11 protein-coding genes are annotated in these 12,245 nt (G+C 42.0%); 7 read left to right on the forward strand and 4 right to left on the reverse strand.

What is annotated here, in order from left to right:
• Positions 1-6 precede the first annotated feature (6 nt).
• Positions 7-1,050, reverse strand: a complete 1,044-nt coding sequence (locus tag AACW75_RS23610; RefSeq protein ID WP_145570108.1) for an NAD-dependent epimerase/dehydratase family protein — start codon at positions 1,048-1,050, stop codon at positions 7-9.
• Positions 1,051-1,151: 101 nt separating this feature from the next.
• Positions 1,152-2,432 carry a Vi polysaccharide biosynthesis UDP-N-acetylglucosamine C-6 dehydrogenase TviB gene (tviB, locus tag AACW75_RS23615; RefSeq protein ID WP_145570107.1) on the reverse strand — a complete coding sequence of 427 codons (1,281 nt, stop codon included), beginning with the start codon at positions 2,430-2,432 and terminating at the stop codon, positions 1,152-1,154.
• A gap of 842 nt (positions 2,433-3,274) precedes the next feature.
• Here tviB and AACW75_RS23620 point away from each other — a divergent pair.
• The 5 genes from AACW75_RS23620 (at position 3,275) to AACW75_RS23640 (ending at position 7,909) form a co-directional block, all read left to right on the forward strand.
• Complete coding sequence (locus tag AACW75_RS23620; RefSeq protein WP_145570106.1) at positions 3,275-3,709, forward strand: rhodanese-like domain-containing protein; 435 nt, start codon at positions 3,275-3,277, stop codon at positions 3,707-3,709.
• A gap of 158 nt (positions 3,710-3,867) precedes the next feature.
• Positions 3,868-4,344: a protein-export chaperone SecB gene (gene secB / locus AACW75_RS23625; protein WP_017074437.1), complete on the forward strand. Its 477-nt coding sequence runs from the start codon at positions 3,868-3,870 to the stop codon at positions 4,342-4,344.
• Positions 4,345-4,636: 292 nt separating this feature from the next.
• A complete protein-coding gene (gene gpsA / locus AACW75_RS23630) occupies positions 4,637-5,701 on the forward strand; it encodes an NAD(P)H-dependent glycerol-3-phosphate dehydrogenase (RefSeq protein WP_237297559.1) in 1,065 nt (354 codons plus the stop codon).
• 151 nt (positions 5,702-5,852) lie between these two features.
• Positions 5,853-6,674: a serine O-acetyltransferase gene (gene cysE, locus AACW75_RS23635; protein WP_009847961.1), complete on the forward strand. Its 822-nt coding sequence runs from the start codon at positions 5,853-5,855 to the stop codon at positions 6,672-6,674.
• Between the two features lie 83 nt (positions 6,675-6,757).
• Positions 6,758-7,909 carry a murein hydrolase activator EnvC family protein gene (locus AACW75_RS23640; RefSeq protein WP_261378900.1) on the forward strand — a complete coding sequence of 384 codons (1,152 nt, stop codon included), beginning with the start codon at positions 6,758-6,760 and terminating at the stop codon, positions 7,907-7,909.
• 153 nt (positions 7,910-8,062) lie between these two features.
• On the opposite strand, the gene AACW75_RS23645 is transcribed toward AACW75_RS23640, so the two are convergent.
• Together AACW75_RS23645 and AACW75_RS23650 are read right to left on the reverse strand one after the other, a co-directional pair.
• Positions 8,063-8,701, reverse strand: coding sequence for a TetR/AcrR family transcriptional regulator (locus AACW75_RS23645; protein WP_017074434.1), 639 nt, complete (start codon positions 8,699-8,701; stop codon positions 8,063-8,065).
• Between the two features lie 124 nt (positions 8,702-8,825).
• Positions 8,826-9,989 carry a nucleotide sugar dehydrogenase gene (locus AACW75_RS23650; protein ID WP_145570103.1) on the reverse strand — a complete coding sequence of 388 codons (1,164 nt, stop codon included), beginning with the start codon at positions 9,987-9,989 and terminating at the stop codon, positions 8,826-8,828.
• 152 nt (positions 9,990-10,141) lie between these two features.
• Here AACW75_RS23650 and rfaD point away from each other — a divergent pair, with 152 nt between their 5' ends.
• Positions 10,142-11,083 carry an ADP-glyceromanno-heptose 6-epimerase gene (gene rfaD / locus AACW75_RS23655; protein ID WP_145570102.1) on the forward strand — a complete coding sequence of 314 codons (942 nt, stop codon included), beginning with the start codon at positions 10,142-10,144 and terminating at the stop codon, positions 11,081-11,083.
• Between the two features lie 141 nt (positions 11,084-11,224).
• Positions 11,225-12,178, forward strand: coding sequence for a lauroyl-Kdo(2)-lipid IV(A) myristoyltransferase (lpxM, locus tag AACW75_RS23660; protein ID WP_145570101.1), 954 nt, complete (start codon positions 11,225-11,227; stop codon positions 12,176-12,178).
• Positions 12,179-12,245: the final 67 nt, after the last annotated feature.

A 12,245-nucleotide genomic window follows, 5' to 3' on the forward strand; every position in this document is an offset into this window, starting at 1 on the left:
ATTATTTTACTTAGCGTTCAGAATTAGTTGTTTGTACCAAGGCATTGCAATATCAATCCCCTTAGACAGGTTATACTGTGGTGAATATCCTAAGTTGATTTTTGCTTTTGATATATCAGCTTGTGAGTGTCTTACATCACCAGCTCGAAAGTCGCGATATGTCGGTTGTATTGAATGTTCTACACTCAAATCATTCAATGCTTTTTGAATCGAATAATAAAGCTCATTTAATGTAGTTCTATCCCCTAGTGCAACATTATATACTTCGTCTTTAGCGGCTTCATCACTTGTTGCTGCTAAGAGGTTCATTTGCACTACGTTGTCTATAAAACAAAAATCTCGACTAGTTTCGCCATCACCATTAATAAAGACCTCATCACCTTCAAGCATAGCTGCCGTCCACTTCGGTATAACTGCCGCATAAGCACCATTAGGGTCTTGTCTCGGCCCAAACACATTAAAGTAACGAAGGCCTATAGTTTTAAAACCGTAAGTTCGAGCGTACACTCCAGCATAAAGCTCATTTACATATTTAGTAACGGCATAAGGTGATAGCGGGTTACCAATGTTTGCTTCTATTTTTGGTAATGCAGGATGGTCACCATAGGTCGAGCTGCTTGCAGCATAAGTAAAACTACTCACTTGTGCTTCTTTTGCTGCCGCCAACATATTAAGAAAACCAGTAATGTTAGTAGCATTAGTTGTGATCGGATCAGCAATTGATCTTGGCACACTACCTAAAGCTGCTTGATGAAGCACGTAGTCAACCGCAGCTTCACCTATGCCGATGGCTTTTTCACAATCACTATATGTTCGAATATCACCTTCAATAAATGAAAATCGTCCCCATTGCTCTTCAGTGACAAGCGAATGTACTTCATCTAAATTATGTTGATGACCTGTAGCAAAGTTATCTAACCCAACCACTTGTTGATTCAATTTCAAGAGCGTTTCTAATAGATTAGAACCGATAAAACCTGCCACCCCTGTAATTAACCATTTTTTAGGGCATTCCGTTAATTGCTGCTTTACTTGGTCATATTTTGTCATATCGGCCACTTGTTTAAACATAAGGATTAGAGGGAATAAAAGTACTTTTTCGACAATCACATACTAATTAACGCATGTACGTAATTTTAGGTTTGAGGTCATTAGAGACGCATGTCTACATCGGCTTTTTCTAGGACATACTTCAAATCATATAACACATGCGTTTCTTTACCGAATGCTCTGATATTTTCTGCACCTAACCTTTTGAATTCATCATGTGATACAGCTAAAACAATACCATCATAGTGATTAAACTGTGCTTCTTTAATAACCGACAGGCCATACTCACGTTGTGCCTCTTCGTTTGAGCACCAAGGATCCATAATATCAACATTGATGTTGTATTCTTTAAGTTCAGAAACAATATCGATCACTTTGGTATTTCTAAGGTCTGGACAGTTTTCTTTAAACGTTAAGCCCATAACAAGTACATTAGCGCCTTCAACATGAATGCGCTTTTTAAGCATGCTTTTAACCAACGTAGAGACTACATATTCCCCCATACCATCATTCAAACGGCGCCCCGCTAAAATCATCTCCGGATGATATCCTACAGTTTGCGCTTTATGCGTTAAGTAGTATGGGTCCACACCGATACAGTGCCCACCGACAAGACCAGGGCGGAATGGTAAGAAATTCCATTTAGTCCCTGCAGCCTCTAACACCTCAAGAGTATCAATATTCAATTTATTGAAAATAATTGAAAGCTCATTGATTAATGCAATATTCACATCACGCTGAGTATTTTCAATTACTTTTGCCGCCTCGGCAACTTTGATGCTCGACGCTTTGTGCGTACCCGCAGTAATAATCGTTTTATACAGTTGGTCAACAAATTCAGCGACTTCATCTGTTGAACCGCTTGTAACCTTTAAAATACTGGTTACACGGTGTTCTTTATCACCTGGATTGATACGCTCAGGCGAGTAACCCGCATAGAAATCTTGGTTAAAAATCAAGCCCGAAACACCTTCAACTACAGGAATACAAGTTTCTTCGGTTGCTCCTGGGTATACGGTTGATTCATAGATGATAATATCCCCTTGAGAGATAACCGAACCTAGCGCTTCTGATGCCTTAATTAGTGGGGATAAGTCTGGTTGTTTGTGTTCGTCAATTGGTGTTGGCACCGTGACAATGTAGACGTTACAATCGCTTAAATCATCTAATGAAGCAGTGTAAGTCAAGTGAATAGCTTCACTTAACTCTTCATCACTACATTCCAATGTGCTGTCAGTGCCTATTGATAATTCAGTAATTCGACGTTCATTGATATCAAAACCAATTGTTGCTTGTTTTTTACCGAACTCAACAGCTAAAGGTAGGCCGACGTAGCCTAAACCAATGATGCCAACCTTCGTATTCTCTAACGAAAAATTCATACTATCTTTACCTAACAAAGTTTAAAAATTCGGTTTATTACTTCAGTCATTCCAACCCACTGAGACACATTTCATTTGAGACACCGAGATACCCTCCGAAACTCAAGGTAAGATTATTAAATAGGACTCTCGTATGAATTTCAATTTTATCCAAACACTTCAAGTACCACAACAGAACCCGTATCAAATGAATAAGCAATGACCTATCGAAGCGGCTTTAGGACCATTCAAAACTTTGACATCAGCAACAAAATATATAGCTTCTTCCATATGCCTCGAGAGATTTGGTCCCACACTGTTTTTCGACCTAGTCACACAACCAAGCACAACTCTCTTAAAGCTCTACTTTCAAAATTAAAATCATTCATTTTGATACGCTACCGCCCTTAGGTTTAGCTCCTAGAGGCAAAATAAATCCTGATTGTAGTGCGTTACAAAGGTTAAAATGGTCCAGCTTAAAATCAACGTATCATAGCAAATAGAGGATACATTCTCCAATGGTGGAATATAGTCTCACAAGCAAATTGCTCCTGTAATAATTTTATGCCCTCATAAGTCGATTATCTTGCTTCATATCGCATTTAGAAGTGTAAGGTTTTGATGATCCCTCGCTCTTTTCTCAACAAAGCCCCTTACTCTTATTCAAGTTGTCAATAATTGAACATTCGATGTTCAATTGATTCGAATTTAAGAAACGTGTGACTTACCAGTAAAAATATAGATTAATGTTTCGTTTTAACTTGAGTTGAGCTCCAATCATGCTTCCTCTGTATTCTCCTACCCTTTCTCGCTATACTCCTGACCTATAGTTTTTCGCCCAATAACGAATAAGAGTTCAAGATATGCAAGAGTTAGTTCCATTTGTTCAAGAGAATATGATTTTAGCCATCGTATGGATCGGCTTGATTGTTGCCATCATTGCGAACGTTATCAAAACATCAAACGCTGCCTACAAAGAGATCACGGCAGCACAAACCACACATCTGATTAACCGTGAAAACGGCGTTGTGGTGGATATTCGTACAAAGGATGAATTCAAAAAAGGCCACATTACTGACGCACTTCACATTTTGCCGTCAGATATCAAAGCAAATAGCTTTGGTAGCCTTGAAAGTCATAAAGCAGACCCAATCATCGTAGTATGCAAGACAGGTCAGACAGCTCAAGAAAGCGCTAACCTACTGGTTAAAGCAGGCTTCGAAAACGTAAGCGTACTGAAAAGTGGCTTAGTGGCTTGGAGCGAAGCTAACCTACCTTTGGTTAAAGGTAAGAAATAGGTTAAAGGCAAGAAGTAGTTAAAGGTGAAAAGCCTTTAAAGACAAACAGCCGTTAACGACAAGAAGTAAGCTGACCTAATTACACGAATATGACTTTAAGGTTTTGTTCGGCAGATATGACGAACAAAACCTAATTATAAATTTTTAAGGACAAGAAAATGGCTGAAGCAGCACAACAAGACGCACAACAAAACTTCTCAATCCAACGTATCTTCCTAAAAGACGTATCTTTTGAAGCGCCAAACTCTCCAGACATGTTTCAAAAAGAGTGGAACCCAGATGTAAAACTGGACCTAGACACTCAAAGCCGTGAACTTGGCGAAGGCGTGTTCGAAGTAATCCTACGTCTAACCGTTACGGTTAAGAACGCAGATGACACAGCATTCCTTTGTGAAGTTCAACAAGGTGGTATCTTCTCTGCAAGCGAAATGGAAGCGGGTCAACTGGCACATTGCCTAGGTGCTTTCTGCCCTAACATCTTATTCCCATACGCTCGTGAAACGATTTCTAGCCTAGTGGTTAAAGGTACGTTCCCACAACTGAACCTAGCGCCAGTAAACTTTGATGCTTTGTTCATGAACTACCTACAAAACCAAGCTCAACAAGCAGAACAAACTGAAGGCGAGCAAGCTTAAGTTTCTAAGTAGAACTTAACGCTTAGTTAGCCAATGGTCCTTATAAACTCTTAGTTTATTAGAAGATTGGTTTTGATTAGAAGCTTGGCTTTTATTAAATAGTTAGTTTTAAATGCACATCGCAGCTTCTGCGGTGTGCATTTTTTGTATATTCTTTTAGTGAAGAGCGCTGTTATTTAGTAGAGAGCGCCTTTATTTGGTAGAGAGCACTATCTTTTGGTAAAGACCTCTTTCTTTTATAGAGAACTTCTCCAGAACTCTTCGATTTCCCTCATTATTTTTAGGTGGAAGCATGACAGAAACAACTCGCCCGACTCACGCGACAGACGCTTACGGTAAAGACAGCGCTTACGGTAAAGACATTGCGATGACAGTGGTAGGCGCAGGTTCTTATGGGACATCTTTAGCGATCTCTCTAGCGCGTAACGGTGCAAACGTTGTTCTTTGGGGGCATGATCCGGTTCATATGGCTCGCCTTGAATCAGAGCGTGCGAATAATGAGTTTCTGCCGAATATCGACTTTCCTGAAAGTCTCATCATCGAATCAGACCTTGAGAAAGCGGTAACAGCAAGCCGTGACCTTCTTGTTGTTGTTCCTAGCCACGTGTTTGGTATCGTTCTAAATAGCCTAAAACCTCACTTAACGACAAACTCTCGTATTTGTTGGGCAACCAAAGGTTTAGAGCCAGAAACAGGCCGCCTACTTAAAGATGTCGCCCACGACGTGCTTGGTGATGGCTACTCGTTAGCGGTTCTATCAGGCCCCACCTTCGCCAAAGAGTTAGCGATGGGTATGCCAACGGCTATCTCTGTCGCTTCACCTGACGAAGTTTTCCTAGAAGAGCTACAAGAGAAGATTCATTGCGGCAAAACATTCCGCGTATACGCAAACTCTGATTTCATCGGCATGCAACTTGGCGGCGCAGTGAAGAATGTTATCGCAATTGGCGCAGGCATGTCAGATGGTATTGGCTTTGGTGCCAATGCACGTACCGCACTTATCACGCGCGGTTTAGCGGAAATGAGTCGATTGGGCGCAGCTCTTGGCGCGCAACCAGAAACCTTTATGGGCATGGCAGGACTAGGCGACCTAGTGCTAACCTGTACCGACAACCAATCACGTAACCGTCGCTTTGGTTTGGCACTTGGCGCAGGCAAAGATGTGGATACCGCACAAGAAGAAATTGGCCAAGTCGTTGAAGGTTATCGCAACACCAAAGAAGTTTGGTTATTATCAGAACGCATGGGCGTTGAGATGCCAATTGTTGAACAAATTTATCAAGTGTTGTATCAAGGGAAAGATGCACACCTGGCGGCGCAAGATCTACTTGCACGAGACAAGAAGTCAGAAAGATAGTAAGAGCAGTAAAGAGATTCGAGTAAGCGAGATTCGAAAAGATGAAGAGCACATTCAAAGTTCGACGAAAAATGCTTTTCATTACTCGCTACTCTAATCGGCTCTTCTAAACTCACTCGTCTCTGCCCCTTAAAAAATAATGGATGGTAAAATGAAACACTGTGAACAACAAAAAGTTTGGCAATGCATTGTGAAGGAAGCTCGACAGCAGTCGGAGCAAGAACCTATGCTTGCGAGTTTTTATCATGCCACGATTATCAACCATGAAAGCTTGGGGGCTGCACTCAGCTACATTCTGGCAAACAAGCTTAAAACAGCTTCAATGCCAGCAATGGCAGTGCGTGAAGTGGTTGAACAAGCATTTAAGCAAGATCAATCGATTATTGATGCGGCTGCTTGTGATATTTGCGCGACGGTAAATCGAGATCCTGCGGTCGAGATGTACTCGATGCCTCTGCTTTATCTGAAAGGCTACCACGCTTTGCAAGGTTACCGAGTGGCTAACTGGCTATGGAAGCAAGGGCGTATTGCACTTGCTACTTACCTACAGAACCAAATTTCAGTTGCTTGCCAAGTGGATATTCACCCAGCCGCTCGTATCGGTAAAGCGATCATGCTCGACCACGCCACCGGTATCGTGATTGGTGAAACAGCTGTCGTTGAAAATGATGTATCTATCCTTCAAGACGTGACTTTAGGTGGTACGGGTAAAGAAGGTGGCGATCGTCACCCTAAAATCCGAGAAGGTGTAATGATCGGTGCCGGCGCTAAAATACTTGGCAATATTGAAGTGGGTGAAGGCGCGAAAATTGGTTCTTGCTCTGTGGTTCTGCAAGCCGTACCGCCTCATACGACTGTCGCTGGTGTTCCTGCAAAAATTGTTGGAAAACCGAAAACTGACAAGCCGTCTTTGGATATGGATCAGGGGTTTAACGGTCGCTCTCAGAACTTCATCCATGGTGATGGGATTTAAGAGCAGATTCGGGATCCGACGAATAACCGATAGCCGAGATGCGAAAAGACTCGCAGCAGATGCTGATTATTAATAAGAGCAAAATGACGATAATGATGAAACCCGTTCAATCAATGAGCACTGTTCTTTTGATATCTGCCAGCCTTGGTGTTGCTCTTTTGTCTTCATCATCATTTGCTGCATCTCAAGGTGAACTGAAAGGCGTATCAAGCGAAATCTCTCGTCAACAAAAAAACCTTTCCTCACAGCAGAAAAAACTCGATAGCCTACAGGCAAACCTCAAGAAACAAGAGCTCTCCATCGCTTCGCTTGAAAAAGCGATTCTAGACAGTAAAAAGCAACTCAATACTGCTAATGCTAATATTGCGAACTTAAGTACCAAGATAGAAGCACTCACAGCACAAAAAAAAATTCAGACAGACAAGTTAGAACAGCTCATTCAAACTTACTACATGACAAGCCGAGCTAAAGCCTCTTCTCACATTCTCAATACTGGGGTAGAAGAAGATCGCATCAGTCACTATTACCAACACCTTGCCAAAGCGCGCTCGGCAACAATCAAAACGCTTGAACGAACACAGCTTGAATTAGAAGAAAGCCATAAGCAGCGCCAACTTGAGCAAGAACAAATAGCAATGCTGTTAAAACAACAAACCTCAAAACGCGACAAGCTATCTCAGACTCAAACGCAGCGTAAACAAACGGTTGGCAGCATTAAGAAAAACATCTCGGGTGACAAGAACTATTTGGCAGAGCTTCAGCGAAATGAAACTCGCCTGAAAGCTGAAATAGCGAAAGCCGAGAAAGCGGCACGAGAACGACGTAATGCCGTCCCTATGGATGGGTTAGCCAAACGTAAAGGTAAACTACCTTGGCCAATCAAAGATAAAGTTCTACATAACTACGGTTCGCGCCAAACCGGCCAAGTAAACTGGAAAGGCATGGTGATCAACGCTAAATACGGTCAGCAAGTTAAATCGGTTTATTCAGGAACAGTGGTATTCGCTGAATATCTGCGTGGTTATGGCTTAGTAGTACTGCTTGACCATGGCAAAGGCGATATGACGCTCTATGGCTTTAACCAAGCGCTTTTAAAGAAAGAAGGTGACAAAGTTAAAGCAGGTGAAGCAATTGCACTGGCTGGTAACACTGGCGGCCAAACTCGTCCATCACTGTACTTTGAGATTCGTAGAAACAGCCAAGCTCAGAACCCGAAGAGTTGGTTGGTTAGGTAAAAGCAGATACGGGATGCGAGTAATCGGGATGCGAAAAAATTTAGAGCCGATTTAGAAATTGAAGAGAACGTCATTACCGCTATCTATCTACCTAGCTATTCAAGTCAGCTCTTGCCCGCTCTTCAAATCCCCTTTTCGCTCACTCATCTCTTTCTACTTCGAATTCAAAGCCCTTACACCATCTTCCAATAATGTCAGTTGCTCGAAGCCTTGTGTTGTTGCAATCGGTTTGACGGTCGCTATCATCTGTAGCATTCCTTGATGGACCACTTGCTCAGTAATTTGAGCTTTTGGAGACATTGCAGACTGATATGCCAACCAACCCGATGCAATCAAGTGAAGAGACGTAACCATCGACTTCATTTCTGCATCTGTTGCTTTGAGCAAGTTCAACTCAACGAAGGCTCTCATGATACCCACAAGATTAGTTTGCAGTTTTTCTTGAACTGCCATGTAATCAAGATGGAGCTTTTCATCACGAGACAATATTTCAGGTAGGTTCGCATAGAAGAATCGGTACTTCCACATCAGCGTGAAGATAGAATCTAAGTAGCTCTTTAGTAGCGTCAGACTTTCTTGTTGCCCTTGAATCGGTGTGAACCTTTCAAGCAACTCTGTCGAATAGAGAGTAAAGATATCACGGACAATTTCTTGTTTGTTGCGGAAGTGGTAATAGAGGTTACCAGGGCTAATCTCGATGTGCTCAGCAATATGATTGGTCGTAATACTACGCTCGCCATGCTCATTAAAAAGCTCTAGAGCAGCATAAACAATCTTGTCACGTGTTTTCATTGGTAATAAGTATCCCTATCCGTTTAGTGGTTCAGTATATCCCCACTAAACGGATAGATCGAGCTGTTAACATCTGGTCTAATTAGCATTAGCTAAAATAGATAGGAATCAATCGCTGCTGGAATCAATCACTGCCAAATAGGTCTCGTGTGTAAACCTTATTTGCAACGTCTGCGATCTCTTCTACCATTCTGTTGGATACAATCACATCCGATACGGCTTTGAACTCTTCGAGATCAGAATAAACCTTCGAGTTAAAGAAATGCTCTTCTTCCAACACGGGTTCGAACACGACCACTTCTATGCCTTTAGCTTTCAAACGCTTCATAATCCCTTGAATCGACGACGCACGGAAGTTGTCCGAGCCAGACTTCATGATCAAGCGATAAATACCTACAATTTTAGGCGAGCGCTTAATAATAGAATCGGCAATGAAGTCCTTGCGAGTGCGGTTAGCATCGACAATAGCACCCACAATGTTGTTAGGTACATCTTCGTAATTCGCCAACAGTTGCTTGGTGTCTTTCGGTAAGCAGTAGCCACCGTAACCAAATGAAGGGTTGTTGTAGTGATTACCAATACGAGGGTCTAAACCCACACCTTCGATGATCTGACGAGAATCCAAACCATGCGCTTCGGCATAAGAATCGAGCTCATTGAAATAAGAAACACGCATCGCCAGGTAGGTATTTGAGAAGAGCTTTACTGCTTCTGCTTCTGTTGAGTTAGTAAACAGTACGTCGATATTCTCTTTTTCTGCGCCTTCAACCAGCAGATTCGCAAACACTTTAGCGCGTTCAGAACACTCACCCACGATAATACGTGATGGGTGTAGGTTATCGTACAAGGCTTTGCCTTCACGCAAAAACTCAGGTGAAAACATAACATTTTCACAGTTCAGCTCTTGCTTGACGCGCTCAGTATAACCAACAGGTACCGTTGATTTGATCACCATGACTGCATTGGGATTGATATCCATGACGTCTTTAATGACCGATTCTACAGAGCTAGTATCAAAATAATTGTTTTTTGGATCATAATCGGTTGGAGTAGCAATGATGACAAACTCAGCACCTTTGTAAGCCGTTTTATCTGTTGTCGCCCTGAAATTCAGCGACTTATTTGATAGAAAGTGCTCAATCTCATTATCTACAATCGGCGACTGCTTATTATTCAGCATTGTCACTTTTTCATCGATGATATCTACCGCGACTACTTCGTGATGTTGTGCTAACAGCATTGCGTTTGATAGACCCACATACCCAGTACCGGCTACTGCAATCTTCATGATAATACCTATAGTTTTGAGTAATTAACTCAACATAATTTATAACTTAGCTTGCGGTATCATACTCTGGTTGGGGAATTATTCCACTAGCCCGCCTTATCCATTCCTTGCTATACTCGTTATAGTTTTGTATTCAAAAGAGTTAGAAAATTATGATTATCGTAACTGGTGGTGCTGGCATGATTGGCAGCAATATTGTTAAGGCGCTTAATGAAGCGGGCCACAACGATATTCTAGTCGTCGACAACTTAAAAGATGGTAAGAAATTTAAGAACCTTGTAGACCTAGACATCACTGATTATATGGATCGTGATGACTTTCTAACTCAGGTTATGGCTGGTGATGATTTCGGCCCTATTGAAGCTGTTTTCCATGAAGGTGCGTGCTCTGCGACCACTGAGTGGGATGGCAAATACATGATGCTCAACAACTATGAATACTCAAAAGAGCTACTTCATTACTGTGTGGAGCGTGAAATCCCCTTCCTGTATGCCTCTTCTGCTGCCACTTATGGCGAAACCGATACTTTTATCGAGGAGAGAGAGTACGAAGGTGCATTGAATGTCTACGGCTATTCAAAACAACAATTTGATAACTATGTTCGCCGCCTAACCGCGGATGCTGCAGCGCATAACGAAACGCTTCCACAAATCGTTGGTTTCCGATACTTCAACGTTTATGGCCCTCGTGAACAACACAAAGGCAGCATGGCCTCGGTAGCATTCCACCTAAACAACCAAATGAACGCCGGTGAAAACCCTAAGTTGTTCGCAGGTAGCGAAACCTTCAAGCGTGATTTTGTGTATGTCGGTGATGTCGCAGCGGTAAACCTATGGTTCTTGAAGAATGGTGTTTCAGGCATCTTCAACCTAGGTGCAGGCAACGCAGAGTCTTTTGAAGAAGTCGCTAAAGCAGTCATCAAACACCATGGTAAAGGCGAAATCGAAACGATTCCTTTCCCTGAGCATTTAAAAGGTGCTTACCAAGAATTCACTCAAGCTGACTTAACTAAGCTTCGCAATACAGGTTGCGATATCGAGTTTAGGACAGTAGCCGATGGCGTCGCTGAGTACATGAAGCTCGTCAACGCATAGCTGTAAGCTTTATATTTCAGATTAAGACTAATAATGCACCCTACTTTTTGAGGTGCACTATTGGACAACCTAGCAAGCATAATCATTCCTCGAGTGACCGATATAAAGTTAACTCTCTGATTTAAATAATGTAGTGAACGAATGACCACACAACGTAATGATTTTGATCCAAAAGCTTACAATCCTGAGTTTGAATGGGGATTTCTAGCACCTAAATACTGGGGCACTTGGATTGCTGTTCTGTTATCGTCTTTAGTCTGCTTCTTACCTAATAGCATTCGTTTAGCTCTCGCTAAGTTTATGGCTAAGCAAGCTGTAAAAATCAAGAATAAGGCTAACCGCCGAGCTCGTGTGAATCTTGAGATGTGTTTCCCTGAGCAATCTATCGAAGAGCGCGAAGAAACTCTCTACCAGTCATACGTTACATCTATATCGTTTTTGATGGGGTTTGCTTCACTGACACTCAAGAGTAAAACTTGGCTAGAGAATAACACTTCGATAAACGGCCTGAGCAACCTAACCGATGTTACGGACGGTGGCGAGAATGTGATTTTGTTGGTACCTCATACATGGGCTATCGATATCCCAGCGGTATTATTAGCATCACGCAATTTACCTGTATCTGCGATGGCGAAAGCACAGAAAAACAAACTCAGTGACTGGCTAATGCACAGACAGCGCGTGCAATACGGCGGTCGTGTTTATGATCGCAGTGGTGGTATCAAGCCTTTCATCAAGTCAGTGCGTGATGGATATCTTGGTTACTACCTTCCTGATGAAGATCTTGGCCGTGAACACAGTGTCTTCGTTGACTTTTTCGCGACTCAGAAAGCAACGATCTCAGGCTTAGGTCGCTTATCAAAACTAAGCAAAGCTAAAATCGTTCCTTTATTTGCTCAATACGATAGCAATAGTGGCCAATACACCCTAGATTTTTACCCTGCCCTACCATTCCCAACAGGAAGCGAAGAGCAAGATGCACGCATGATGAATCAATGCATTGAAGATTACGTGAGTAAGAACCCGGAACAATATATGTGGATCTTAAGACTGCTTAAGACTCGTCCTGAAAACAATATAAACCCTTATAAATAATGATCAAATTTAAACATTTACAGAAAAATGAAAACTATTTTAGTTTATTGATACTTTTAAGTATTTT

The organism is Vibrio sp. L3-7, assembly GCF_963898195.1.
GTDB classification, from domain to species: Bacteria; Pseudomonadota; Gammaproteobacteria; order Enterobacterales; family Vibrionaceae; genus Vibrio; species Vibrio echinoideorum.

What these genes read in the sequence shown, in the direction of transcription:
- AACW75_RS23610 (WP_145570108.1), bottom strand. Translation starts at nt 1,050, where the DNA reads ATGACAAAATATGACCAAGTAAAGCAGCAATTAACGGAATGCCCTAAA.
- tviB (WP_145570107.1), bottom strand. Translation starts at nt 2,432, where the DNA reads ATGAATTTTTCGTTAGAGAATACGAAGGTTGGCATCATTGGTTTAGGC.
- AACW75_RS23620 (WP_145570106.1), top strand. Translation starts at nt 3,275, where the DNA reads ATGCAAGAGTTAGTTCCATTTGTTCAAGAGAATATGATTTTAGCCATC.
- secB (WP_017074437.1), top strand. Translation starts at nt 3,868, where the DNA reads ATGGCTGAAGCAGCACAACAAGACGCACAACAAAACTTCTCAATCCAA.
- gpsA (WP_237297559.1), top strand. Translation starts at nt 4,637, where the DNA reads ATGACAGAAACAACTCGCCCGACTCACGCGACAGACGCTTACGGTAAA.
- cysE (WP_009847961.1), top strand. Translation starts at nt 5,853, where the DNA reads ATGAAACACTGTGAACAACAAAAAGTTTGGCAATGCATTGTGAAGGAA.
- AACW75_RS23640 (WP_261378900.1), top strand. Translation starts at nt 6,758, where the DNA reads ATGACGATAATGATGAAACCCGTTCAATCAATGAGCACTGTTCTTTTG.
- AACW75_RS23645 (WP_017074434.1), bottom strand. Translation starts at nt 8,701, where the DNA reads ATGAAAACACGTGACAAGATTGTTTATGCTGCTCTAGAGCTTTTTAAT.
- AACW75_RS23650 (WP_145570103.1), bottom strand. Translation starts at nt 9,989, where the DNA reads ATGAAGATTGCAGTAGCCGGTACTGGGTATGTGGGTCTATCAAACGCA.
- rfaD (WP_145570102.1), top strand. Translation starts at nt 10,142, where the DNA reads ATGATTATCGTAACTGGTGGTGCTGGCATGATTGGCAGCAATATTGTT.
- lpxM (WP_145570101.1), top strand. Translation starts at nt 11,225, where the DNA reads ATGACCACACAACGTAATGATTTTGATCCAAAAGCTTACAATCCTGAG.